This window comes from Marinobacter sediminum (assembly GCF_023657445.1).
Taxonomy (GTDB): domain Bacteria; phylum Pseudomonadota; class Gammaproteobacteria; order Pseudomonadales; family Oleiphilaceae; genus Marinobacter; species Marinobacter sediminum_A.
In genome coordinates this window covers 2403889-2429084 of record NZ_JAGTWY010000001.1, presented here as the reverse complement: position 1 = coordinate 2429084, position 25196 = coordinate 2403889, and the positions used below count along the sequence as shown (strand labels likewise).

Sequence of the window (25196 nt, the reverse complement as noted above, 5' to 3'; positions counted from 1 at the left end):
TACATCTTATTAAGTAAAGAAGTAAACCAGATATATTTTAAAGGAGCGTGAATCACCAGGAGTGCTTTAGGTAGGGCGTAGAGGAAATCTCTGGTTGCAGTTTTCAGGAATATTTCTTACATTTAAAGAGTCAAAATAGATAAATGTTTATGGTGATGGTATGGATAGATTGTTGGCGTATGCAAACAGTGCACTGGTCTGGTCAGCCGTGGGGCTGCTTGTAACCATTCTTCTGGCTTACCCGTTTGCCGGTGCCGTTTCCCTGCCATGGCAGATCCTGGCGCACATTGGAACACTCCTGTTCGCAGTGGGTATCAAGATTGCGTATATCGCCAGGTTGGTTTTCCTGAGTCGTCTCGGGAGACCTGTCCACTGAATCCCGGTAAAATGGATGCAGTTATGAACGTTCCAGGGGGCCTTGCAATGCGTGAGCATTCCGGGAAAACCGGATTTCGCATTCTTTCGTATGTAGCTTTGAGCCTGGCGGCCGCAGGGGTTGCTCTTCCTCTTTTGCCGACCACGCCATTCGTGCTGCTGGCAGCTTTTTTTGCCAGCAAAGGCTCGCTGGCATTTGCACAGTGGCTGGATGAGCATCCGAGGTACGGGCCGATCATTGATAGCTGGCGGCGAAAGCGTGCTGTTCCTGTGCCAGCGAAGTTACTGGCATGCAGCATGATGACGCTGAGCTGGAGCATGTTGGCGTTATTAGGAGTATCTGGCATGATCCTGGCTGTTTCGGGTACCTGTATGGTCGCTTCCGCCTGTTATCTGGTCACACGACCTTCCTTTTGATTTATAGCTTTAGATACGGAGTATTGAATGCACATCACCCGTTACACTGATTACTCACTACGTGTGCTTATCTATCTGGCAGTACAGGGTGATCGCCTGACTACCATTCAGGAAATTGCCGAGAGCTACGATATTTCAAAGAATCATCTGATGAAGGTGGTCCATCAGCTCAACAAGAAGGGTTACATCGAGACGATCCGGGGCAAGAAAGGTGGCATGCGTCTGAATATGGCACCGGGTGACATCAGCATTGGAATTCTGGTTCGGGAGACTGAGCAGGATCTCAATATGGTGGAATGTTTTTCGTCAAAAAACGCCTGCAAGATAGCCCCGGTCTGCGGTCTGAAATCCATGTTCGGAGAGGCGCTGCAGGCGTTCCTGGCAGTGTTGGATAAATATACTCTGACCGATGTGATTCAGGATCAGCACCGGCCGCAGTTGTTGAGGCTGCTTCAGGTCGCCTGAACCTGATCTGAAATTTCCGGGTAGCGATGGGCAGGGAGATCCGGAAGCGGACTATCCGCTTCCTTCAACTGATCTTTGGCGGCGCCGATAACTGGAGCCGCGGCGAGGATTAGGCCTTCTTGCTGGCCGTACGTGCCCTCTTGGGTTTGGGCGGAATGACCAGTTTTTCCAGTTCATCCATGGCCTCTCCGGTATAAACCGCCAGTTTCTGCATGCTCGGCAGGGTATCCCGACAACCCGTGAATCCGAAGTTCAGTGATCCGTCGTAACTCAGGCAGGTAATGTTGAGTGCGCCGCCATGGGTGATCAGCGACACCGGATACATGGCTTCCAGCCTGGCCCCTTCAAGGTAGTGGGTGCTTTGAGGGCCGGGCACATTGGAAATGGTGACGTTAAAAACTGGCCGCATTCGGCCACCCAGGCCGGACATCAGCTGCAGGATATAGGGCGACATCAGCAGCATGGTGTACTGCGTTAGTGCGCTTTTGGGCAGTTTCTGCAAATGTTCCTTGGCACGACGTGTGGAAGATTTGATTTCCTGCAGCCGGTTCAGTGGCTCCGCTTCGTTGGTCGCCAGCGATGCAATCATAAAACTGATCTGGGTACCCGTGCCTTCATCATCGGCGGGGCGAATATTGACCGGAATGCCAGCAGTCATCGGCGTCTCCGGCAGGTTGTCCTGATCCAGCAGGAATTGACGCAACGCCGTCCCGCACAAGTACAGTACGATGTCATTCAGAGATGCACCGGTTGCATGTGCCAATGCTTTGATGCGATCCAGTTGGTAGTGTTGGGTGGCAAACCGTCGCTGACCGGTGACCCGGTGATTGAGCGCAGAAACCGGCCCGACAAACGGTGCTGTAAGCCCGTCTTCCGGATGCCGCACAGAATGAAGCAGGCGGTTACCTGCCTGCCAGAGCCGTGGTGCCATATCGGCCTGCAGCTTAAGTGCATCCATTGCCTGTGACACGGCTGCAGGAATACTGGCATCGGGGTCCGTCTTGCTCGCGCGCCGTCGTTCTGGCCTGACTGACCAGGGCGGCGGCATGTTGCGTTTGTCGGGATCGGTCGTCAGCACGCGCTGCATCAGGCGGACACCGCTAATACCGTCAATCATCGAATGATGCATTTTGGTATAGAGCGCGAAGCGGTTGTTTTCCAGACCCTCAATGACGTGGCACTCCCAGAGCGGGCGGGCGAAATCCAGCGGATTGGAATGCAGCCGTGAGATCAGGATGCCCAGTTCCCGTTCGCCACCAGGGCGGGGCAAGGCAGAATGGCGAACGTGGTAATCGAGGTCGATGGTTTTGTCGACCTTCCAGGCTGGCGCCACCAGTCGGCCGAGGAATCCTGACCAGGCCAGTTTGAGGCTCCAGGGCGGGGCGACATCACCGGTCTCTTTCATTCGGGTTACGAGATCACGTAAAAATGTTTCGGGAGCGCCGTCTGGCAGTGAAAAGATTTGCAGGTTGCCGACATGCATCGGCGTGTCTTCAGATTCCACGGCCAGCCACGAGGCGTCCAGTGTTCCCAGGCGTTTCATTCCTTGTTTTACCCCACCAATGTAAGCAGCTTTTAATTGTTAGCTCCGAGTATACTGGTATAGAGATTAGTTCACGATGGTTCAGCCTGGAAAATTCCGCGCCTTTGCACACTGTCACGGTTACACGTCGTCTTTGCCCGGGAATCACGAAAACATGACGCCTGGGCTCAGACTTCTGTTGAGTGTTCACCTCCGTTGTTAATGGCTATGCTCTGTTATTAATCAGCGCGTATCGGCGGGAGCTTTTGTCATGCAGTTTCTCAATGGAATAACGCTGTTACTGGTGTATCAGTTGGTTGGTGAAATTACCGTTCGTGTGGCCGGTGTGCCGATCCCGGGGCCTGTCCTGGGTATGGTGATGCTGTTTATCACACTCTGGATTCGTGGCAAGACCCCCGACTCGGTTGAGCAGGCATCCTCAGGGCTGTTATCCCATTTGTCGTTGCTCTTCGTTCCGGCTGGCGTGGGGATGATGGCGCATTTTGACCGGATCGCTGAGGAATGGGTTCCCATTACTCTGGCGCTGCTACTGAGCACCGTGATCACCATGGTGGCAACCGCGCTCATTATGCAGGCGACCACCCGCTGGTTGGTGGGACCTCAGGCAAACGGGGAGGGTGCGGGTGATGAATGAGCCAGGTCTGAAAGACATCTGGGTTTATCTCTCCGCCTCGCCGCTGATGGGGCTGACCATTACGTTGGTGGCATACGGCGTGGCCTATCGGCTCTACCTGCGCACGAACTCTAATCCGCTGGCTAACCCGGTGGTTATCTCGGTGGCGATGCTGATTGGATTGTTATTGGTGACCGGGACGTCCTATAACGACTATTTCGAGGGCGGTCAGTTCGTGCACTTTTTGCTGGGGCCTGCCACAGTTGCGCTGGCGGTGCCGCTCTATCAGCAGTTTTCCCTGCTCAGGAAACTGTGGATGCCGGTGACCATTTCGCTGATATGCGGTGTGGTGATTGCGGCTGGCAGCTCTATTGGTCTGGCCTGGATGCTGGGCGGTTCAACAGAAATTCAGATGTCGCTGGCGCCAAAATCCGCGACGGCGCCGGTTGCCATGGGTATTGCCGAAAAAATCGGTGGTTTGCCTTCGCTGACTGCGGTGCTTGTGGTGATTACCGGGATCACCGGTGCGGTGCTGGGCACCAAACTGTTTGAGTGGGCGCGGATCAAGGATGACACGGCCAAGGGCATTGCCATGGGTGTGGCTGCCCATGGTATCGGGACTGCACGGGCCTTTCAGGTCAGTTCCCGGATGGGGGCATTTTCCGGCCTGGCGATGGCACTTTCCGCCTTTGCCACTGCGATTATCGTTCCCTGGTTGGTAGACTGGATGCAGACTCTGATCTGACAAGAAAAATAAATTTTTAACAAGGGAGTAACCATGCAAACGAAGTTTCTTCTCGACGAAAGCCAGATGCCAAAGCACTGGTACAACCTACAGGCTGATCTACCGGAACCATTGCCGGCGGTGTTGCACCCTGGCACTCAGCAACCGGTCGGGCCGTCGGATCTGGAACCTCTGTTCCCGATGGCGCTGATTGAGCAGGAAGTGACAACCGAGCGGGAAATTGAAATTCCCGAACCGGTCCGGGATGTATACCAGCTCTGGCGTCCTGCACCACTTTATCGTGCCCATCGCCTGGAAAAGGCGCTCGGCACACCGGCCAAGATCTTTTACAAGTATGAGGGTGTGAGCCCCGCTGGCAGCCACAAGCCAAATACGGCCATTCCCCAGGCGTTTTATAACCGTGAAGCGGGTATACGAACCCTCACTACCGAAACTGGTGCCGGGCAGTGGGGCACTTCGCTGTCGTTTGCCGGCTCCCTGTTCGATATTGATGTGACGGTGTTTCAGGTGCGGGTTTCCTATAACCAGAAACCTTATCGTCGTGCCGTCATGGAAACGTATGGCGCCAAATGCGTCGCTTCCCCATCGGAGCTGACGGAGTTTGGTCGCAAGGTGCTGGCGGAGAATCCGGATCACAACGGCAGTCTGGGTATTGCTATTTCAGAAGCGGTGGAACTGGCGGTGCAGGATCCGAACACAAAGTACGCACTGGGATCTGTGCTGAACCATGTGCTGCTTCATCAGAGTGTGATCGGTCTGGAAGCAATGCAACAGATGGAAATGGCGGATTGCTGGCCGGATGTGATTGTCGGTTGTACCGGAGGTGGTTCAAACTTTGCCGGCATCGCTTTCCCGTTTATGGGCCACGCATTGCGTGGGGGTGAGAAGTCACGAATCGTTGCCGTAGAACCATCGGCCTGCCCGACGCTGACACGGGGCAAATATGCCTACGACTATGGCGATACCGCTCACATGACACCGCTTACCAAGATGCACACCCTGGGCTCCGGTTTCACCCCGCCGGGCTTCCATGCCGGCGGTCTTCGCTACCACGGCATGGCTCCGCTGGTGTCTCACGCCAAGGAGCTCGGGTTGTTTGAGGCGGTATCCTATACCCAGCGCGAATGTTTTGAAGCCGGTGTGTTGTTTGCCCGGAACGAGGGCATCGTGCCGGCACCGGAAGCGAACCATGCGGTCAAAGGGGCCATTGATGAGGCGATGCGCTGTAAACGCGAAGGCAAGGAAGAAGTGATTCTTTTCAACCTTTGCGGTCACGGCCACTTCGACATGGCAGCCTACACGTCCTACTTTGCGGGTGAGCTGAGCGATCACGAATACGACGAGCAGGAGCTGGCAATGGCCCTGTCCGGGCTACCGTCAGTTAACGCCTGACCTCTTGGACGTCAGCCGCAATCAGTGGCTGACGTCATCCGGCCCCTTTGGCGGGCAGTGATACTCCTCCAGCACGGCTCCCTCGTCAACGCTCTCCAGATGAACATCAAAGCCCCAGAGCCGGTGTACGTGTCGAAGCACTTCTTCCGTTTCGTTACCCAGAGGCACCCTGTCGACGGGAATGTGCCTCAGTGTCAGGGAACGATCCCCCCGGACATCCACATTCCAGACCTGGATATTGGGTTCGCGGTAGCTGAGGTTGTATTGCCGCGCCAGCTTCTCACGGAGGACCCGGTAACCGGGATCATCGTGAATAGCAGTAACCCGGTACACCTCTTCCTGATCGTCGTTTTCAATGGAGAAGAGCTTCAGGTCCCGCATGACCTTCGGTGACAGGAATTGCTGGATGAAACTTTCGTCCTTGAAGTTGTGCATGGCGAAGTGGAGAGTTTTGACCCAGTCCGAGTCGGCAATGTCCGGAAACCAGTGGCGATCTTCTTCCGTTGGGGCTTCGCAGATCCGTCTCAGGTCCGTGAACATCGAGAAACCCAGAGTGTAGGGGTTGATGCCTGAATACCAGGGGCTGTTGAAGGGTGGCTGATAAACCACCGCAGTATGACTTTGCAGGAACTCCAGCATAAAGCCGTCGTTCACCAGACCCTTTTCATACATCCGGTGCAGCAATGTGTAGTGCCAGAAGGTGGCCCAACCCTCATTCATCACCTGAGTCTGGCGCTGCGGGTAGAAATACTGGGCAAGCTTGCGGACGATGCGAACGACTTCCCGCTGCCAGGTTTCCAGTAGCGGTGCGTTCTTCTCAATGAAGTAAAGGATGTTCTCTTGGGGTTCCTCCGGATAGCGTTTCCTGCGCTTTACCGGGTCATCGTCTTCGTCCGGTCTGGGAATGGTGCGCCAGAGGTCGTTGATACGACGCTGCTGGTACTCTTCCCGCTCCTGCTGTCGACGCTGTTCTTCAACCGCGGAAATCGGTGCCGGTCGCTTGTAACGGTCGACACCGTAATTCATCAGGGCGTGACAGGAATCGAGGATCTGTTCAACGGCATCAACGCCATACCTTTCTTCACATTCCGCGACATAGTGTCGGGCAAATACCAGGTAATCAATGATGGCGCTGGCGTCGGTCCAGGTCTGGAAAAGGTAGTTACCTTTGAAGAAGGAGTTGTGTCCATAGGAGGCGTGGGCAATGACCAGTGCCTGCATGGGCAACGTATTTTCCTCCATCAGGTACGCGATGCAGGGGTTGGAGTTAATCACAATCTCGTAGGCCAGCCCCATCTGCCCACGCTGATATCCCTTGGAGGTGCTGAGGAACTGCTTTCCGAAGGACCAGTGATGATACCCCACGGGCATACCCACAGAGCTGTAGGCGTCCATCATCTGCTCGGCGCTGATGACCTCAATCTGGTTGGGGTAGGTGTCCAGCCCAAACTCCGCAGCGCACCTGGCAATTTCATCGTCATACTGCTGGATCAGCTCGAAGGTCCACTCCGAGCTGGTGGAAATGGGCTCGCGGTCCCGGGGTTGTCCGCTGTCCGGTACGTTGGGGCGATCCATGGTGTCGGTCATGCGGCCTTCCTCTCGAACAGTTGCCGGAATACCGGATAAATCTCGCCCGGATCGGCTATCTGCTGAATGGCAAAGCTCTGGGGGAATCGCTCCATGATTTTCTCATATTCATACCAGAGCATCTGGTGGTCCTGGGGCGTAATCTCCACATAGGCATAGTATTGCACCAGGGGCAGAATACTGTCGGCCAGAATTTTGCTGCATACAGGGGAGTCGTCATTCCAGTTGTCTCCGTCCGATGCCTGGGCGGCGTATATATTCCATTCAGACGGCGAGTATCGGGACTCGATAATCTTGTGCATGAGCTTCAGGGCGCTGGAAACGATGGTGCCGCCGGTTTCCCTGGAATAGAAAAACTCCTCTTCATCCACTTCCTTGGCACTGGTGTGGTGACGAATGAAGACCACTTCGATCTTCTTGTAGTTCTTCTGCAGGAACAGGTAGAGCAGGATAAAGAATCGCTTGGCGATGTCCTTGTGCATCTGGGTCATCGACCCTGAAACATCCATCAGGCAGAACATTACCGCGCTGGTGGCGGGTTGCGGCTGTTTCAGGTGCTGCCGGTAGCGCAGGTCAATCTCGTCGATAAAAGGAATGCGTTTAACGTTGGCTTTGAGCCGCGCAATTTCTTCTTCCAGAACCTGAATCTGATCCTCGTGGCTGAAGGCTGGGTCGAGGTCTGCAGGTGCGGACTTGAGTTCGGCCAGTTGCTCTTCCAGTTCGCGGATTTTCTTTTTCCGGGCACCCCCCAGGCCCAGTCGCCGTGCATGTGCGCCTCTTAGCGAGCGCACCACATCCAGCTTGGCCGGCACTCCCTGGGTGGAGAAGCCTGAACGTACGTATTTGTAGGCTTCGGTGTCCTTCAGTTTCTTGCGGGCGAGGTTGGGCAATTCCAGATCATCGAACAGGAACTCGAGAAACTCGTCCTGAGTAATCTGAAAAGCAAATTCATCCATGCCTTCGCCATCGGGGCTGGCCTGGCCTTGCCCCTGGCCCTGACCGCTGCCTCCCGGTGGTTTGGGGATCGTGTCCCCGGCCACAAACTCCTGGTTGCCGGGATGCACCACCTCCCGGCGGCCACCCTGGCCATGGTGGAAAATGGGTTCATCAATATCCCGGGACGGAATACTGACGCTTTCTCCCCGTTCAATATCGGTAATGGAGCGCCGATGCACCGCATCCGCCACCGCTTTTTTAATGTGGTGGCGATAACGGCGCAGGAACCGTTCCCGGTTCACTGCGCTCTTGTTTTTCCCGTTCAGTCGCCGGTCGACTACGTGGGTCATACCCATAGCGTTACTCCAGTTCAGCGCTTGATCACTGACTTAGTGAGACTTACGAACCCTCAGATACCACTCTGCAAGCAGGCGTACCTGTTTCTCCGTGTAGCCTCGATCGACCATGCGCTCGACGAACTGCTTGTGCTTCTTCTGATCTTCCTGGCTGGCTTTCGGGTTGAAGGAAATGACTGGCAGCAGGTCCTCGGTATTCGAGAACATTTTCTTCTCGATCACGCTACGCAGCTTCTCGTAGCTGAGCCATGATGGGTTGCGGCCCTGGTTGTTGGCTCTGGCCCTCAGCACAAAGTTGACCACTTCGTTGCGGAAGTCCTTCGGATTGCTGATGCCCGCGGGTTTCTCGATCTTCTCCAGTTCATCGTTGATGGAGGAGCGGTCGAGGATCTCCCCGGTTTCCGGATCCCGATATTCCTGATCCTGAATCCAGAAGTCGGCATAGGTGACATAGCGGTCAAACAGGTTCTGCCCGTATTCGCTATAACTCTCCAGGTAGGCTGTCTGGATTTCCTTGCCAATAAACTGGACGTAGTGCGGTGCCAGGAACTCTTTAATGAATCTCAGATACTTCTCGTGAGTTTCTGCCGGGAACTGCTCCTGCTCAATCTGCTTTTCCAGCACGTAGAGCAGGTGAACCGGGTTGGCCGCGACCTCGGTAGTATCGAAGTTGAATACCTTCGAAAGGATCTTGAAGGCGAAACGGGTGGACAGACCATCCATCCCTTCCATTACGCCCGCCGTATCCCGGTACTCCTGGATGGACTTGGCCTTTGGGTCTGTGTCTTTGATGTTCTGTCCGTCGTAGACACGCATCTTGGAGAAGATACTGGAGTTATCCGGATCCTTGATGCGGGAAAGCACCGAGAACTGGGCCAGCATATCCAGCGTGTCCGGCGCGCAGGGAGCACCTTCCAGGGAGCTGTTGCTCAGGAGCTTGCGGTAAATTTCGATTTCTTCCGTGACGCGCACACAATAGGGCACCTTGACGATGTAGACCCGGTCGAGGAATGCCTCGTTGTGTTTGTTGTTACGGAATGTCTGCCACTCGGATTCGTTGGAGTGGGCCAGAATGACGCCGTCAAACGGCACCGAACCCATCCCTTCGGTGGTGTTGTAGTTGCCTTCCTGCGTGGCTGTCAGCAACGGGTGAAGTACCTTGATGGGGGCCTTGAACATCTCCACGAATTCCAGAAGCCCCTGATTTGCCTTACACAAACCACCACTGAAGCTGTAAGCATCCGGATCATCCTGGGAGAAATCTTCCAGCATCCGGATGTTCACCTTGCCCACCAGGGCTGAAATGTCCTGGTTGTTGTCGTCGCCGGGCTCGGTTTTGGAAACGCCGATCTGATCGAGCACGGAAGGGAACTTCTTCACCACACGGAACTGGCTGATATCCCCGCCAAATTCGTGCAGGCGTTTGACCGCCCAGGGGGACATGATGTTCTTCAGGTAACGGGCAGGAACACCGTACTCCTCTTCCAGGATCTGAGCATCTTCGGCAGGATCGAACAGCCCCAGTGGTGACTCATTTACCGGCGAGCCCTTGATGGCGTAAAACGGAACCTTCTGCATCAGGAACTTGAGCTTCTCTGCCAGAGAGGACTTACCACCGCCTACCGGGCCGAGCAGGTAGAGAATCTGCTTCTTTTCTTCAAGACCCTGTGCGGCATGGCGGAAGAACGAAACGATGTTCTCCACGGCATCTTCCATGCCGTAGAACTCGGAGAATTCCGGGTATCGTTTGATAACTTTATTGGAAAAGATGCGTGACAGGCGGGGGTCACGAGAGGTATCGACAAGTTCTGGTTCGCCGATGGCAATTAACATTCTCTCAGCGGCCGTGGCATAGGCCGTTGGGTCCTTTTTGCAGATCTCCAGGTATTCCTCCAGGCTGAATTCTTCTTCCTGGGTACTCTCATACCGGTCTTTGAAGTGCTGCATGATGGTCATAGGTGGCCCCTCGCTTGCTCTCTAATAGTCAGATCTCAGTTCACGCAATATCCCCGTTGCATCGGTTCCGCCGGTCGGGGCGGTCTGTTTAGTTATGGGTGGAAGGTATGGATACTTACAAGCGCTCGGGCAATCATGGCCTTTCCTGCTTGCTTAATCTGAGCTTAGTTCACGCTCAAGAAGATGGACAGTGGGGAAGTGGTTAAGGTTCATTAAATTGTGTTACGGGGCGGGTGGGTTTTGTTCTTTGGCTTTTTTTGGTTTTGGGGCTGGAGTGCGTGGGTGGTCTTTCTGACACCGCTTGTTGAAACTCGCTTTGCTCAGACAAACAAGCGGTGTCAGAAAGACCACCCACACACTCCGATCAGACTGCAGGTAATTGTCAAAACCGGAAAACAAAGCGGGGGCTACCGCTTGGTAAGTCGAAACACGCTCTCAGTACCTCCCTCAAGTCCACGCCGCTTGGCAAACGGGTGGTCCTTCGCAATGGTGTTGGTCCGGATATGCTCAATGTCATAGTCCTCGCCATACAGCTCATAGACTTCTTCGTCGCTGACGTTAAAAGGAGGGCCCTTGATTTCGGTTTCGTAATCCAGGGTAATGAGCAGGACCCGGGTACCATCGGGGATGACTGCCGTAAGGTGTTCTACATAATGCTTACGCATCGGCTTCGGCAGGGCAATGAGGGCGGCCCTGTCGTACACCAGGCGAATATGCTTCAGGTCATCCGGAGCCAGTTGAAAAAAGTCACCGCACCAGAGCTCAAGATCGTCGTGTTTGAAGGTCGTGAAGGGTTCGCCGGGGTGAACCTGGGCCTTTTCGCCGCCTTCTTCGAAAAAATCCTTGCAGGCCACGTCACTCAGTTCGACGCCGATAATCGGATGGCCGCGGTCGTGTAGCCACCACATGTCGTGGGCTTTGCCACACAGTGGTACGAAGACGGCATCTGAGGATTTACCGGCAAGTTCTGGCCAGTGGTCGTAGAGATATTGATTGACCGTTCCCTCGTGAAAGCCGATTTCACTCTTTGCCCAGCGTTCGTGCCAGAATTCGTGTTCCATGGTGATTCAACCCCTTATTTTGGACGTTTTGTTTAGTCTACCCTAATCTTTGCCTGTCTTGATTCAGGAGAAAAACATGAAAGCCGTATTCCTTGATGCCAACACTCTCGGTGACGATGTCGATCTCGCCTCCATTGAGCAGGTCGCCGGAGCTCTGGTAAAGCATGAAAAAACTTCACCAGATGAGGTTCTCAATCGCATCCGGGGGTTTGATACCGTTCTGGTTAACAAGGTTGTGCTGAAACGGGAACATTTCGAGGCCTGTCCGGAACTGAAAACCATTGCCGTGGTTGCCACCGGCCTGAACAACATCGATCAGGAAGCTGCCAGACAGCATGGTATCCGCGTGATGAACGTGATGAACTATGGCCGGTCTACTGTGGCACAGCATACGATGGCCCTGATGCTGGCATTGGCGACGCGTCTGATTGATTACGACCGGGACGTGCGGGCCGGGCGTTGGGGCAAGAGCGACATGTTTTGCCTGATGGATCATCCGATTCTGGAGCTGGAAGGCCGTACCCTCGGCGTTGTCGGGTATGGTGATCTGGGCCAGGGGGTTGTCGAGCGTGCCCGGGCGTTCGGTATGAACATTCTTCTTGGCGCAAGGCCGGGGCAGGAAGCAGGGGAGGTGGATGGTTATGCTCGTATCCCTCTGGATGAGCTCCTGCCGAAAGTGGATGTGCTTTCAGTCCATTGCCTGCTCACCGATGACACGCGAAACCTGATTGGAGCCCGTGAGCTTAAGATGATGAAGCGGGAAGCGTTACTGATTAACACCAGTCGCGGTGGTCTGGTGGAGGAGCAGGCGCTTGCAGATGCCCTGAGGGCAGGCGAGATCGGGGGAGCGGGGTTCGATGTGCTCACCGAGGAGCCGCCGCGCAATGGTAATCCGTTGCTGGCGGATGATATCCCGAACCTGATTATCACTCCCCATTCCGCCTGGGCCAGCCGGGAGGCGCGGCAGCGCATTGTTGAAATTACCGCCAGGAACCTGAGCTCTGTCGCCTGATCGGGGCCCTTGAACAAAAAAAGCCCTGGCGTCGCCAGGGCTTTTGTCTTCGTGGGGCTGTCAGAATGTCCAGCCCAGGCTTGCAGACGCGCCTACCTGGTACATTTCGAGGTTGATGGTCTGGTTGGTGGCCAGCGGGTTAGGACCGGATACTTCTTTCGTTGGTGAGAAGAAGGCCATTCCAGACAGTTCCAGGTTGTTGCTGAAGCTGTGAGTAAAACCGCCGGTGAAATGCCATTCCTGAACGCCCGGAGCAAGGACATTGAACAACACGTCCTCATCAGAGATCGGGTTTTCACCGTAGCTTGCGCCGGCGCGCCAGGCGTGGTCAGGCGTCTGCTGCCACTGCCACCCCAGCTTCACGGTGGTCATGTCATCCCAACCGAAGCCGGCACCGTTATCGTCGCCGAGCTGAGCGGACTGGAGATTCGGGATCAGCGCGTTACCGATGCTGTTTATTTCACTGTAGCGAATATGCTGGATATCCAGCAGGAACCAGTGATCCTGGATACCGGACCAGGCGATGCCAGCGTTGAACATCTGAGGTATGTCGAAATCACCCTGCTCTGCGAAGAGGCCGCGATACTTGTCGAACTCGCCCATTTTGAGAATGTTGCGCCAGCTTATGCCACCGCGGAGAGTGTCGGTGAGTTCACCCTGCCAGCCGATCTGGTAGCCATAGCCCCAGGCGTCGTCTGTGCCGTTATTGGAGAGGGCACTGGCATCGGATGAAAACGGTGCAAAGCTTTGCAGGCCATTTGCTTCAAAGCGCTGGTAGGCGATCACCGGTGAAATACCGATGGCCTGGTTGTCAGCAAACTCCCAGGACCAGGTCGGAGCAATGAAAAGCTGCTCAAGGTTGACACCGGTACGGCCACCATAGAATGGCCCGCCGTTTCCGCCCGGATAATCGGTGTTCATGCCTCCGTTGGCAAATACTGAAACACCGAAGGCAGTCGTGTCCGTGAGCTCCCGGTTGAAACCGAAATGTGGAATGACAAAACCGTTTTTGCTGCTCTCGTAGGTGCCCGGCTGAAGAGAAAAAGCAGGCGGAGGCGACACAGGGCCTTCAACCGTGTATTCCCTCCTTGGAGAAAACACCTCGATACCACCATCAATGCGGTTGCCCACAAAGGCCATGCCCGCAGGGTTGGTCGCCGCAGCAATACTGTCCTGTGAGAGGGCGCTGCCGGTTCCGGCCATCCCCTTGCTGATCGTGCCGTATCCGTGGCTGAAATATCCGTTGGTGGCGAAAGCGGCGGCAGGAGCCAGGGCCGAGATGGCGGCAACCGCAAGGGAATACTTCAAACGCATAAATGAACACCCAGTCGTAAATTCAATTCAATAATGGCTCAGGTTGTACAGAAAAATAGTTATAAGGGGAAGTGATAAAAATTGATATGGTTATAATGTCTTTTTGACCCTCGCAAAAAACTGACAATAAGCCATACTCTGTGGTGTCGGGTATCTGACTGATAATCTGTACAAAACTCTGAAAAGCAGGACAGCGAGTGGCTTCTTTCCAATTTAAAGAACGGCTTCAGACTGCCGAGGACTGGATCCTCGCAAACCCCAATCCGCCGCAGAACTGGCCGTGGACATGGCTCTACAAGGTTGGCCGTTCGTCATACGCCCTGGTGAGGGACATACTCAGTGGGCAACTGACTCTTCATGCCATGAGCCTGGTTTACACCACCTTGCTGAGCATCGTTCCGCTGTTGGCCCTGAGTTTTTCCGTGTTGAAGGCGTTGGGCGTTCATCAGCGCATGGAGCCGTTTCTGTTTCAGTTTTTCGAACCCATGGGGCCCCAGGGGATTGAACTGGCGGAGCAAATTCTTGGCTTCGTTGACAATATGAAAGTGGGGGTGCTTGGCTCTGTGGGCCTGGCATTGCTGGTGTACACGGTTATTTCGTTGCTCCAGAAGATCGAGCGGTCGTTCAACATGATTTGGCGAGTGCCGGATATGCGCTCAATGGGGCAACGCTTCAGCAACTATCTGAGTGTCATCATGGTTGGCCCGTTGTTGATGGTTTCTGCGATTGGTGTCAGTGCCACGATCTTTTCCTCTTCCATCGTCCAGGCATTGCTCGAGATCGAACCGCTCGGTTCCCTCATTCTGGTGGTCAGCCGGTTGATGCCATTCTTTCTCGTCGTTGGCGCGTTCACCTTCGTCTATGTCTTTATGCCCAATACCCGGGTTAAGTTTCATTATGCGTTTATAGGCGGGCTGGTAGCCGGTGTCTCCTGGCAGGCTGGCGGGATGTTGTTCGCTTCTTTTGTTGCCGGCTCTGCAAAGTACGCGGCGATTTACTCGAGTTTTGCCATAGGGATCATTCTGCTGATCTGGATCTATCTGAACTGGATGATTCTCTTGCTGGGCGCAAGCCTTGCCTTTTACCTGCAAAACCCCGGTTCCGTTGCCAAGCGCCGGGATGTCCAGTTGGCCCCTGAGTTACAGGAGAAAGTGGCGCTGGCGATGATGTGGATGGTTGCCAAACCGTTCAGTGAGGGCAGGGCGGCGCCGCAGCAGGAAGGACTGGAGCAGGCGTTGCGTGTCCCGGGTGAGGTCACTCGCCGTGTCAGTGACAAGCTTATCCGCGCCGGCCTCCTGTCTTTGGCGGGGAAGCAGGGTGACCAGCTTGTTCCGGGCCGTTCCCTGGAGTTGATTACGATCGGCGATGTTTTGAACGTGGTTCGTTACGACGAGGATCGTGTGGTTGAGCGTCTTCCTAAGGTAGTGCCAATGAGTCTGATGCGGGATCTCCGGGGCCAGGAAGGTGCGTCCCTCTCTGAACTGCTGAAAACCGGCAATGTGGTTGACCGGGGCGAGCCTGCTTCACAGACAGTCGCGGTTTCGGACACAGATGCCTGAGCGTGTCCGTTACCGCAACATGGTTTTGAGTGAAGCACGCACCCGGTTGACCTGTTCTGGAGACAAGCGCGCGACTTTGGGCAGGTCTTCTTCTGCCAGATTGCGCTGGTGAGCGTGCCGGAGCACCTCGCGGGTACCGATGACCATGCCGTCGCTGAGAGGCGTGTGCTTTTGCCGCGGAGCCGGGCGCTCTGCCTCCATCAGGAAGGCATGATATTTGGGCGGCAGATTCCATTCGTTGGCTAACAGTTGGCTCGTGGCCCACTGGAAACGCGCGAGGGCGTGACGAATAAGTGCAGGGTCCGGTTCGCTGCTTCCAAGGTTTTCCCGGCATATTCTCTGCAATTCCCGACGTATGGTGATGTACGAGAGTGCCGGTAACAGGCCCACCATGAAATGGGCGCTTGAGTCGGCCCCGTCTATCTTGGCGATCAATTCAGCAGACCGAGCACAGGCCAGTCCCCAGCGCCAGACACGTTGGGCGAACAAAGCTTCCCGGCTGTTCCGTGCTGCCAGCATCGGCCTCATAATCGAGGCGGAGATGACATTACGTATGCCGTCGACACCGAGAATAAAGACTGCCTGATCAACAGATTCAATGGCACGGTCACCGGGGCGGAAATACGGGCTGTTGGCAACCTGTAACAGCTGATCGGTAAGTGACGGATCCGCCAGAATGATCTCGGTTAGCCGCTGTCGGTCGGTGGACTCGTCGGAAAGGGCTTTCATCAGTATAGGCAGGCTTAGGGGCTGCCTGGGCAATTCCTCCAACTGGTCAGCACTCAGTCTGCGACCCAGCTCCTCAAGGTCCTCGCGGGCAGAAGAGAGATCTGACCGAAGTACGGAGGGATCCGCATCAAGTAACCAGCAAAAAAGGTGTTCTTCCAGTTGCTGGGCAAGCTCCGGCACGTCGTCTGGATTTTCGCTGACAGATGTCTCGGTTGGGAGATTGAAGAGCCGAGCTTCCGGGGCCGGTGGCACTGGTTGTGCAGAAGAAAATAATCCTGAAATCCAGGAAAGAAAACCTGGCATCCCTTGCCTCCATGCTAATCAGTCGTGAGCGAATACATACCCATACGCGGGCAGTATAGTAGGCCGCTATGCAATTGCACAGGTGAATCCTGATGGATTCTCGCTATCCCTCACATAACCGCCTGGCCGAAAACAAACACCAACTGGCAGATGCCGGCTGCGAAGCCGAGGAAGGCACCCACAAGGATCAGCTTGATCTCGTCCTCCTGGAAGCAGGGGCGTAAAAGATCCTGGAATTCTTCGGAGGATAGGGCAATCATCCGCTCAACCATGATGGATTCGACAGCACGTGCCCGATCCTGCTCGAACACGGGGTTGTTAAAGGACGTTTGGGAAATTTCTATGGCCTTTTCGCCCACCTGTCTTTTCAGAGTGGCAAATCCGGTCGGTCCGAAGGCCACTTGGGTCAGCGCCTTGCCCATGCCCGTCGTCTCATCCACCAGTGGCTTGATATGCTTCTTGACCATGTTGCGGGCCCGGTCTCCTTTGGGGCCGTTAAGAATGGCATTGATGATGTTGCCTACGGTCAGGATTTCGTGAGTGACGATGTGGCAGAACGATTCGGCGACAGCAGGCTGGCGCTTGAGAAACAGTCCCTGAATGCGGAAGGGCCCGACTTTTTTCGCGTGCAGGGGGCGGAAGATCACGTTCAGGGCAATCCAGTTGGTGGCCCAGCCCACGAGCAGACCAAAGAAGGGCAAAACCCACCAGCTTTGATAGAAATACCAAACGGTCATCTGGATCAGACCGAACAGGAAGCCAAAATACAGGCCGGAGTTGACGATAAAGCGGAACTCCACTTCGCCGCATTCCAGGAAGATGCGGTTGAGCAGTTGTTTGTCACTGGCGAGCCGCTCAATGACCATGCCCTTGATGTCGAGCAGGTCCTCGATGTTGTTGGAAACGTCTTCCACCAGGTTGTCCACGAGCTGCGGGGTAGATTTCCGGACCCTGTCATACACCATGTTGCGGGCGGACGCGGGCAGGTTTTCCCAGAAAGTGGGGTGTTCCCGCAGCATCATCTCATCGACGTATTCTTCGATGCGCGGATCTACCGAGTGGACAATGTGGGTTGCGAGGACCTTGGGGTCGATCTGTTGAAAGATTTCCCGCACGGTTCCGATCTTGGAGATGGTGGCATCCACGCTAATGGCCGCCATTTTCCGGGCTTTGGACGGGATGATGCCCTGCCAGCCAAGAAGCGGGGGCTTACCCACGAATTCCAGCGGATAAAAGGTCATCTTGATGGCAAGCCAGTTGGTGGTCCAGCCAATCAGGGCCGCAATAACGGGAATGCTGAGGTATTGCCAGAATTCAGGGGTGGTGAACAAGCTTGTCATCCGGAACTCGCCATCCTTCGATGTGGTTGCTGCGGAGCACACAACCGTATGGGGAGGCTCCTCCAAAACCCGCTCAGGCACATCCATGTGGCGCTTGAGCTCCGCCATCCATGGCTCCGCACAGTTTTGGAGGAGCCTCCCCATACGGTTGCCCAAACATGGGATATGCTCTCATTAGTCATGCAGTCTGACAGGGATAATGTTGGTCGCGGTGAGTACTGTCAATGACTTGGGTGCCAGTCTGAGACGGCGTTACGGCCGTCAGGGGGTATCTCCGATGTCCCCCCACAGCCACTGGCACAAAGCCATGGCCGCGACCGGCGCGGTTTCAGTCCTGAGTACGCGAGGGCCCAGGGCAACGGGAAGGAAGCCTTCTTTTTCAGCCAGGGCAATTTCATCTGCCGTAAGGCCGCCTTCCGGTCCGATCATCAGGGCAACACGGCCTGGCGTAGCCATGGCTTTCAGGGACTGTTCGGTGCGGTGATGCAACACCAGCCGCGCGTCGCAGTCACGGCTGTGTTCCAGCCACTGGGCTACTGTCATCACCGGCAGGATTTCGGGAACCTTCGCCCGGCCACACTGTTCGGCGGCACTTACGGCCACCGATTGCCAGTGGCGCCGGCGCTTGTCTTCCCGATCGCCTTTGAGTTTCACATCACAGCGTTCGGTGGTGAGGGGGACGATGCGGGTGACGCCCATTTCGACCGCTTTCTGAACGGCGTAATCCATGCGGTCGCCCTTGGAGAGGGTCTGGCCCAGCACGATTTCCAGCGGTGATTCGGTCTGGCCGGGCTCTGGTTGGCCTACCAGCACTTCCACCTGTTTCTTACCGGCCGCCGTGATGGTGGCCTGATAGTTGTGACCGTCGCCGTTGAACAGGCGAAGCTCCTGTCCCGGCTGCATGCGCAGCACCCGACCGACGTGCTGGGCGGCATTGTCGTCCAGCTCGGTTGTTACTCCGTCGCCCAGTGGCGAGTCGGTATAAATTCTGGGGATGCGCATGTCTGTTTACCCTGATCAGTCCCGAACGGCGATTTCGATGCCCTCGGTCGCTACCTGGCCCAGGTGACGGATCTGGTCTTCGGTGATGACGTAAGGCGGCATGAAGTAAACCACATTACCCAGGGGGCGAAGCAAGGCCTCACGGGTCAGGGAGTGTTGATACACACGAACACCCCGGCGTTCCTGCCAGGGGAAGGGTGTTTTGGACGCCTTGTCCTTGACCATTTCCACCGCCAGGGTCATGCCGTGCTGGCGGATATCGCCGACATTGGGGTGATCGGCAAGGTGGGCAACGGAGTCGGCCATGCAGGTGGAAAGCCGGCGATTGTTTTCGATGACATTGTCATCCCGGAAGATATCGAGCGTGGCCAGCGCTACGGCGCAGCCGATGGGGTTGCCGGTGTAGCTGTGGCTGTGCAGAAATGCCTTCAGGGTTTCGTAGTCGTCGTAAAAGGCGTTGTAGACGTTGTCGGTGGTTAGCACAACGGACAGCGGCAGATAGCCGGCGGTCAGGCCCTTGGAAAGACACATGAAGTCCGGCGTGATGCCGGACTGCTCACAGGCAAACAGGGTGCCGGTCCGGCCAAAGCCAACGGCGATTTCGTCTGCGATCAGGTGCACGCCGTAGCGGTCGCAGGCTTCGCGCAGTTTGGTGTGGTAGATCGGGTGGTGCATGCGCATGCCGCCGGCACACTGGATCAGGGGTTCGACCACCACGGCACAGATTTCATCATGCTTCTCGGCCAGGAGTTTTTCCATGGCCTCAAACTGGCGCAGGGCATAGGCTTCATCGGTCTCACCCTCTTCCTTGTTGTAGGCGTCCGGTGAGGGCGCGGTCAGCACTTCCATCAGCAGTGGCTGGTAGGTGTCCTTGTAAAGTGCAACATCGCCCAGCGCCAGCGCACCGAGGGTTTCCCCGTGGTAACTGTTGCTGAGGTTCACGAAATTCTTTTTGTTGGGCCGTCCGTGGTTTTTCCAGTAGTGGAAGCTCATCTTGAGCGCAGCCTCGATCGCAGACGAACCGTTGTCCGCGTAGAAACACTTGTTCAGACCTTCAGGAGTAACCTCGATGAGCCGTTCGGACAGGTTGACCACGGGCTCATGGGTGAATCCGGCCAGGATGACATGCTCCAGCTGGCCGATCTGCTCCTGGATCGCCGCGTTAATTCTCGGGTTGGCATGACCGAACAGGTTGACCCACCACGAGCTTACCGCGTCGATAAACCGGTTGTTTTCGAAATCTTCCAGCCAGACGCCTTCGCCCCGCTTGATGGGAATCAGTGGCAAAGCTCCTTCGTGGTCTTTCATCTGGGTGCAGGGGTGCCACACGGATTTGAGGCCGCGGGCGACGAGATCGGCATTGCGCATGGTGAGTCTCCGGTCGGGCTGTCAGGTTCAAAAAAATCGGCTGTTAACCTGCGCGAATATTACAGTTAACAGCGCGAGCTGACCACTGTGCCATTTTCCGCTGACCGGCCGGCAAAGATTGTGGGCATCATGCGGTTGTATGAAGGGGGATTGCGAGGTTTCTGGCGGATGGCTCCCACGCCGGTATTGAGCGTGAGTATCAAGCCACCCGCCAGTTGCTCCGAGGCCTGTATCAGTGTGCCAGCACCCGTGACAGAAATGCCTGGGTGCGTTCGTTCTGCGGGTTGTCGAACACGTCGTGCGGCTTGCCCTGTTCCACGATCTGGCCTTCGTGGATGTAGATCACACGGTCCGCCACTTCGCGGGCAAAGCCCATTTCGTGAGTGACCACCATCATGGTCATGCCTTCCTTGGCCAGTTCACGCATCACGTCGAGCACCTCGCCGATCATCTCCGGATCGAGGGCCGAGGTCGGCTCATCGAACAGCATCAGCCGCGGTTCCATGGCCAGGGCGCGGGCGATGGCAACACGCTGCTGCTGGCCGCCGGACAGGTGGCTTGGATACTTGTCGGCCTGGTTGCCGATGCCAACCCGGTTCAGCAGTCGTTCAGCGGTGGCGTTGGCAACCGTGGGTGATTCGCTCTTGACCTTCTTGGGTGCCAGCATGATGTTCTGCTTCACCGTCAGGTGAGGGAACAGATTGAACTGCTGGAACACCATGCCCACTTCCTTGCGGATTTCGGCCAGGGATTTGGGATTACCACTCTTCGGTGCAAGTGGGTAACCGTCAACCACCAGGTGGCCCGATTCGAACTCTTCCAGGCCGTTGACGCAGCGGATCAGGGTGGATTTTCCCGAGCCACTGGCACCGATGACGACAACCACTTCGCCTTGTTCGACGGTTAAATCAATATCTTTCAGGACATGCAGGTTGCCGAAGTACTTGTTCATGCCCTTCATTTCTACAATATGAGTCATGGGAACCTTTCCTTCAGACAGAGGCCAGTCCGCGCCGCTCGACGTAGCGGAGAATCAGGGACAGTGAGAGGGTAATGGCGAGATACATGATCGCGACCACGAAATACACCTCGAACGCAGTGAAGGTATTGGCGATGTAGATCTGGCCCTGGCGGACCAGCTCGCCCACACCAATGACAGAGAACAGAGACGTGTCCTTGATGCTGACGATAGCCTGGTTACCCAGAGGTGGAATCATCCGGCGGAATGCCTGGGGCCAGATGATGGACCAGAAGGTCTGGGTTCTGGACAGACCCAGTGAAAGGCCTGCTTCGCTCTGGCCTTTGGCAATGGACTGAACGCCACCACGAACCACTTCCGAAATGTAGGCGCCTGAGTTCAGCGCGATCGCCGCGATGCCTGCGGTCAGAGGTTCGATCGGGCCGCCGATGAGATCGGGCAGACCGTAAAAGATGAACAGAACCTGAACCAGGATGGGCGTGCCGCGGAAGATTTCGATGTAGGCGGTTGCCGGCCAGCGCAGGAACCACTTCTTGTTGATGCTCAAAAGGCCGAAGAAGATGCCGAGGGCAAAGCCGAGGACCAGGCCCCCGAATGAGATCATCAGGGTGTAAGGGATCCCTTTGATCAGAAAAGGAATAGAGTCGATGGCTGATTGCCAGTCGAACTGAAACTGGAATTCCACAGTGAGAATCTCCGAAGGATTTTGCAGTCAGGAGTAGCCGGGGTGGTGTCACCCCGGCTCAGGGGGTCAGACCGTGTGGGTCCGGTTGCCCTTACATGCCTTCGGGCATCGGGCCAAACCATTTCTCGTAAATGGTCTTGTAGGTGCCGTCTTCCTTCATGGCAGCCAGAGCGGCGTTCACATCGTCAACCCACTCACTGCCATCCTTGAGGGCGATGCCGTATTGCTGGCCTTCATACAGCGGCCCAACGGTTTTAACTTTGCCTTCACCCTTGGTGCGGGCAAAGTAACCAACGTTCGGCGCATCGTAGAAGACTGCATCGATGGCACGGGACATCAGCGCCATGTACATGTCCGAGCTACCCGGGTATGGAGTGACGCCGTCGTCCTCCTCCAGCGTCTTCACCAGGTAGTCGTAGCTGGTGCTGCCGATTTTGGTGCCAATCTTCTTGCCTTCCAGATCGTCAAATTCCGTTACCCCATCTTCGCTCTGACGAACCAGAATACGCAGACCGGAATCGTAGTAAGGGTCGGAAAAATCGACGATCTTTTCACGCTCATCAGTAATGGTGATGCCGGCAATGGCGATATCCACATTGCCTGTTTGCAGTGCCGGGATGATGCCGTTGAAATCCATAGTGTTCAGGTCGATTTCAAAACCGGCACGCTTGGCCACCTCCCGGATGATCTCCATATCGAAGCCGATCATCTCGCCGGTTTTCTGGTCCATCATTTCAAAGGGAACAAAACTCGGGTCGGTGACCACTCGCAGGCTCTCTGCGCTAGCGGTCCCTGCTGCCACGGTGAGTGCCAGGCTTGCAGTTACGGTCTTCAGCCACTTCGTGTTCATACATTCTCCTTTTCTTTCTTATGAGGCTCCAATTGCCCGGTAAGGCAAGCCGGACCAATCGCTGCTGTTGACTGCGATCTCCGGGGAGCGTTGATGGAACTGCATCACATATATTTTAGACTATTACGCAGATGAACACAGGAAATCAAATGCTTGGAGGAGAGGCAGGGGTAAGGACGTATTTTCGGATTACGTCCCTCCGGAACTGATCCAACCTACGATGAGGAGGTTGCAAGGGGGCTGGTAGATCGGCTTGGGGTGTAGGTCGGATTAGGCCCGAAAGGGCCGTAATCCGACACCACAGGGTTTATCAGAAAGCAATCTTCTCCCGCTCACTGATGCCCAGGTTTTTCCAGATGTTGATGCTGGGCTCAACCTGATTGAGGGTATAGAAATGCAGGCCCGGCGCGCCTGCCTTCAATAGCTTCTCACACATCTCGGTGACTACTTCCTCACCGAACTTTCGGATGGAGTCGCTGTCGTCGCCGTAGGCTTCGAGCTGCTTGCGAATCCAGCGCGGGATTTCTGCACCGCACATGTCCGAGAAGCGGACCAGATTGGAGAAGTTGATGATGGGCATGATGCCGGGTACCACCGGAATGGTAACGTTCATCTTTTCCAGACGGTCAATGAAATAGAAGTAGCTGTCCGCATTGAAGAAATACTGGGTAATGGCGCTGTTGGCACCAGCCTTCACCTTGCGGGCGAAGTTCTGCAGATCTTCCTCGGCGTTGCGGGCCTGGGGATGAAACTCAGGGTAGGCTGCCACTTCCAGGTTGAAGGTGTCGCCGCTGTGCTCGCGAATAAACTCCACCAGCTCGTTAGCGTAACGGAGTTCACCGGCTGCGCCCATGCCCGAAGGCATGTCACCCCGAAGGGCGACGATGCGGTTGATACCGTTCTCCTTGTAGACATCCAGCAGCTCACCGATTTCCTGGCGGGTGCCGCCCACGCAGGAAAGGTGGGGGGCGGTGGATATGCCCTGGTTGTGCAAGTTGAGCACGGTCTCAATGGTACGCTCGCGGGTGGAGCCTCCAGCGCCGAAGGTGACCGAAAAGAAATCCGGGTTCACCTCGGCCAGCTGGTTACGCACATTCTGTAGTTTTTCCTTGCCCAGGTCGGTCTTGGGTGGGAAAAACTCAAAGCTGAAGCGGCGCTTGAACTGTTTCTGGCTTTGCATCGTCGTATCCGATCAGTACTTGTAGCTTTCCGGCTTGTACGGGCCTTCGACCGGTACACCGATGTATTTGGCCTGCTCGGGAGTCATCGTGGTCATAACGCCACCAAAACCTTCCACCATGGCGCGAGCCACTTCTTCATCGAGGTGCTTCGGCAGAACCTGGACGTAAACACCCTTGCTGCGGGCATCTTCCGGCAGGTCAGCGAACTTGCGCTCGAACAGATACATCTGCGCCAGTACCTGGTTGGCAAAGGAGCCGTCCATGATCCGTGACGGGTGGCCGGTGGCGTTGCCAAGGTTTACCAGGCGCCCTTCAGACAGCAGGAGCAGGTGATCGTTGGTGGCCTTGTCGCGGTAAACAACGTGCACCTGCGGTTTTACCTCGTCCCACTCCCAGTTCTTGCGCATGTAAGCGGTGTCAATCTCGTTGTCGAAGTGACCGATGTTGCACACGACAGCGCCGGACTTCAGGGCCTTGAGCATGTGCGCGTCGCACACGTTCATGTTGCCGGTGGTGGTGACAAGCAGGTCGGTGTTCTGCAGCAGGGCCTTGTCGACGCCGGCTTCGGTGCCGGTGTTCACGCCGTCCAGGTACGGAGACACCACTTCGAAACCGTCCATGCACGCCTGCATGGCGCAGATCGGGTCGGCTTCGGTAATCTTGACGATCATGCCTTCCTGACGCAGGGAGGCGGCGGAGCCTTTGCCGACGTCGCCATAACCGATAACCAGTGCTTTCTTGCCGGACAACAGGTGGTCTGTAGCGCGCTTGATGGCGTCATTCAGGCTGTGGCGACAGCCGTACTTGTTGTCGTTCTTGGATTTGGTGACGGCATCGTTCACGTTGATGGCCGGAACCTTCAGGGTGCCTTCACGCAGCATTTCCTGCAGGCGGTGCACGCCCGTCGTGGTTTCTTCGGTCACGCCGTGGCAGTTGCCCAGGATTTCCGGATACTTCTCGTGCAGCAGGGCTGTCAGGTCGCCGCCGTCGTCAAGGATCATGTTCGGCTCCCAGCCGTCCACGTCAGCGCCAACGGTGCGCTCGAGGCACCAGTCGTACTCTTCGTCGGTTTCGCCTTTCCAGGCAAAGACCGGAATACCCTGGGCCGCGATGGCAGCAGCAGCCTGATCCTGGGTGGAGAAAATATTGCACGAGGACCAGCGTACGTCAGCGCCCAGCTCGATCAGTGTTTCGATCAGTACGGCGGTCTGGATGGTCATGTGGATGCAGCCCATCACGTTGGCGCCTTTCAACGGCTGCTCGGCCTTGTACTTTTCACGCAGGGCCATCAGGGCAGGCATCTCGCCTTCTGCGATGCTGATTTCCTTGCGGCCCCAGCCGGCCAGGGAGATGTCGCGGACTTTGTAGTCGTCAAAATTGTTCAGTTTTTCTGCCGGAGTGCTCATGGGTGTTCTCCTGTCAGTTCTA

The 25196-nt window shown here is 55.9% G+C and carries 23 protein-coding genes; 8 read left to right on the top strand and 15 right to left on the bottom strand.

Translation table 11 applies throughout. The annotated features are described in order from the left end of the window. Positions 1-160 precede the first annotated feature (160 nt). Genes KFJ24_RS11585 through KFJ24_RS11575 form a run of 3 tightly spaced genes read left to right on the top strand, consistent with a single transcriptional unit; the run spans position 161 to position 1257 of the window. Positions 161-376, top strand: a complete 216-nt coding sequence (locus KFJ24_RS11585) for a hypothetical protein (protein WP_250831245.1) — start codon at positions 161-163, stop codon at positions 374-376. Between the two features lie 47 nt (positions 377-423). Then, entirely contained in the window at positions 424-792 is a 369-nt protein-coding gene (locus tag KFJ24_RS11580; RefSeq protein ID WP_250831244.1) for a YbaN family protein, read from the top strand. Between the two features lie 27 nt (positions 793-819). Continuing rightward, positions 820-1257 carry an RrF2 family transcriptional regulator gene (locus KFJ24_RS11575; RefSeq protein WP_250831243.1) on the top strand — a complete coding sequence of 146 codons (438 nt, stop codon included), beginning with the start codon at positions 820-822 and terminating at the stop codon, positions 1255-1257. A gap of 109 nt (positions 1258-1366) precedes the next feature. Here the strand turns inward: KFJ24_RS11575 and KFJ24_RS11570 are convergent, their stop codons facing one another. Then, positions 1367-2800, bottom strand: a complete 1434-nt coding sequence (locus tag KFJ24_RS11570) for a WS/DGAT/MGAT family O-acyltransferase (protein ID WP_250831242.1) — start codon at positions 2798-2800, stop codon at positions 1367-1369. A gap of 250 nt (positions 2801-3050) precedes the next feature. Here KFJ24_RS11570 and KFJ24_RS11565 point away from each other — a divergent pair, with 250 nt between their 5' ends. From KFJ24_RS11565 to KFJ24_RS11555, 3 genes are read left to right on the top strand one after another with little or no spacing between them, the layout of a single operon-like run. After that, positions 3051-3434 (top strand): CidA/LrgA family protein, encoded by a 384-nt coding sequence (locus KFJ24_RS11565; RefSeq protein ID WP_250831241.1) that lies wholly within the window; start codon positions 3051-3053, stop codon positions 3432-3434. Then, on the top strand, positions 3427-4158 hold the full coding sequence (locus tag KFJ24_RS11560) for an LrgB family protein (RefSeq protein ID WP_250831240.1): 732 nt from the start codon (positions 3427-3429) through the stop codon (positions 4156-4158). Before KFJ24_RS11565 ends, KFJ24_RS11560 begins: the two co-directional genes overlap by 8 nt. 33 nt (positions 4159-4191) lie before the next feature. Next, complete coding sequence (locus KFJ24_RS11555) at positions 4192-5550, top strand: TrpB-like pyridoxal phosphate-dependent enzyme (protein ID WP_250831239.1); 1359 nt, start codon at positions 4192-4194, stop codon at positions 5548-5550. Between the two features lie 21 nt (positions 5551-5571). On the opposite strand, the gene KFJ24_RS11550 is transcribed toward KFJ24_RS11555, so the two are convergent. The 4 genes from KFJ24_RS11550 to tmpT all read right to left on the bottom strand — a co-directional run bounded on the left by KFJ24_RS11550 (position 5572) and on the right by tmpT (position 11446). After that, positions 5572-7137 carry a SpoVR family protein gene (locus KFJ24_RS11550; protein ID WP_250831237.1) on the bottom strand — a complete coding sequence of 522 codons (1566 nt, stop codon included), beginning with the start codon at positions 7135-7137 and terminating at the stop codon, positions 5572-5574. Further along, positions 7134-8423, bottom strand: coding sequence for a YeaH/YhbH family protein (locus tag KFJ24_RS11545; RefSeq protein WP_250832628.1), 1290 nt, complete (start codon positions 8421-8423; stop codon positions 7134-7136). The genes KFJ24_RS11550 and KFJ24_RS11545 overlap by 4 nt, the downstream gene beginning before the upstream one ends. Positions 8424-8462: 39 nt before the next feature. Next, positions 8463-10385: a PrkA family serine protein kinase gene (locus tag KFJ24_RS11540; protein ID WP_250831235.1), complete on the bottom strand. Its 1923-nt coding sequence runs from the start codon at positions 10383-10385 to the stop codon at positions 8463-8465. A 407-nt stretch (positions 10386-10792) separates the two neighbouring features. Next, positions 10793-11446 (bottom strand): thiopurine S-methyltransferase, encoded by a 654-nt coding sequence (gene tmpT / locus KFJ24_RS11535; RefSeq protein ID WP_250831234.1) that lies wholly within the window; start codon positions 11444-11446, stop codon positions 10793-10795. A 76-nt stretch (positions 11447-11522) separates the two neighbouring features. Here tmpT and KFJ24_RS11530 point away from each other — a divergent pair, with 76 nt between their 5' ends. After that, a complete protein-coding gene (locus KFJ24_RS11530) occupies positions 11523-12458 on the top strand; it encodes a D-2-hydroxyacid dehydrogenase (RefSeq protein ID WP_250831233.1) in 936 nt (311 codons plus the stop codon). Positions 12459-12518: 60 nt separating this feature from the next. Here the strand turns inward: KFJ24_RS11530 and KFJ24_RS11525 are convergent, their stop codons facing one another. Further along, positions 12519-13772, bottom strand: coding sequence for an OmpP1/FadL family transporter (locus tag KFJ24_RS11525; protein ID WP_250831232.1), 1254 nt, complete (start codon positions 13770-13772; stop codon positions 12519-12521). Between the two features lie 197 nt (positions 13773-13969). Here KFJ24_RS11525 and KFJ24_RS11520 point away from each other — a divergent pair, with 197 nt between their 5' ends. Further along, positions 13970-15331 (top strand): YihY/virulence factor BrkB family protein, encoded by a 1362-nt coding sequence (locus tag KFJ24_RS11520; protein ID WP_250831231.1) that lies wholly within the window; start codon positions 13970-13972, stop codon positions 15329-15331. Positions 15332-15340: 9 nt separating this feature from the next. On the opposite strand, the gene KFJ24_RS11515 is transcribed toward KFJ24_RS11520, so the two are convergent. The 9 genes from KFJ24_RS11515 to ahcY all read right to left on the bottom strand — a co-directional run bounded on the left by KFJ24_RS11515 (position 15341) and on the right by ahcY (position 25174). After that, positions 15341-16363 (bottom strand): HDOD domain-containing protein, encoded by a 1023-nt coding sequence (locus KFJ24_RS11515; protein WP_250831230.1) that lies wholly within the window; start codon positions 16361-16363, stop codon positions 15341-15343. A 110-nt stretch (positions 16364-16473) separates the two neighbouring features. After that, positions 16474-17703, bottom strand: coding sequence for a DUF445 domain-containing protein (locus KFJ24_RS11510; RefSeq protein WP_250832626.1), 1230 nt, complete (start codon positions 17701-17703; stop codon positions 16474-16476). Positions 17704-17964: 261 nt separating this feature from the next. After that, a complete protein-coding gene (locus KFJ24_RS11505) occupies positions 17965-18705 on the bottom strand; it encodes a 16S rRNA (uracil(1498)-N(3))-methyltransferase (protein WP_250831229.1) in 741 nt (246 codons plus the stop codon). 15 nt (positions 18706-18720) lie between these two features. Next, positions 18721-20073, bottom strand: coding sequence for an adenosylmethionine--8-amino-7-oxononanoate transaminase (locus tag KFJ24_RS11500; protein WP_250831228.1), 1353 nt, complete (start codon positions 20071-20073; stop codon positions 18721-18723). 232 nt (positions 20074-20305) lie between these two features. Beyond that, a complete protein-coding gene (locus tag KFJ24_RS11495) occupies positions 20306-21052 on the bottom strand; it encodes an amino acid ABC transporter ATP-binding protein (protein WP_284709184.1) in 747 nt (248 codons plus the stop codon). Positions 21053-21065: 13 nt separating this feature from the next. Next, positions 21066-21737 carry an amino acid ABC transporter permease gene (locus KFJ24_RS11490; protein WP_250831227.1) on the bottom strand — a complete coding sequence of 224 codons (672 nt, stop codon included), beginning with the start codon at positions 21735-21737 and terminating at the stop codon, positions 21066-21068. 91 nt (positions 21738-21828) lie between these two features. Beyond that, positions 21829-22587, bottom strand: a complete 759-nt coding sequence (locus KFJ24_RS11485) for a transporter substrate-binding domain-containing protein (RefSeq protein ID WP_250831226.1) — start codon at positions 22585-22587, stop codon at positions 21829-21831. A gap of 310 nt (positions 22588-22897) precedes the next feature. Next, positions 22898-23767 carry a methylenetetrahydrofolate reductase [NAD(P)H] gene (gene metF / locus KFJ24_RS11480; protein WP_250831225.1) on the bottom strand — a complete coding sequence of 290 codons (870 nt, stop codon included), beginning with the start codon at positions 23765-23767 and terminating at the stop codon, positions 22898-22900. A gap of 12 nt (positions 23768-23779) precedes the next feature. Next, positions 23780-25174 carry an adenosylhomocysteinase gene (gene ahcY / locus KFJ24_RS11475; RefSeq protein ID WP_250831224.1) on the bottom strand — a complete coding sequence of 465 codons (1395 nt, stop codon included), beginning with the start codon at positions 25172-25174 and terminating at the stop codon, positions 23780-23782. Positions 25175-25196 lie beyond the last annotated feature (22 nt).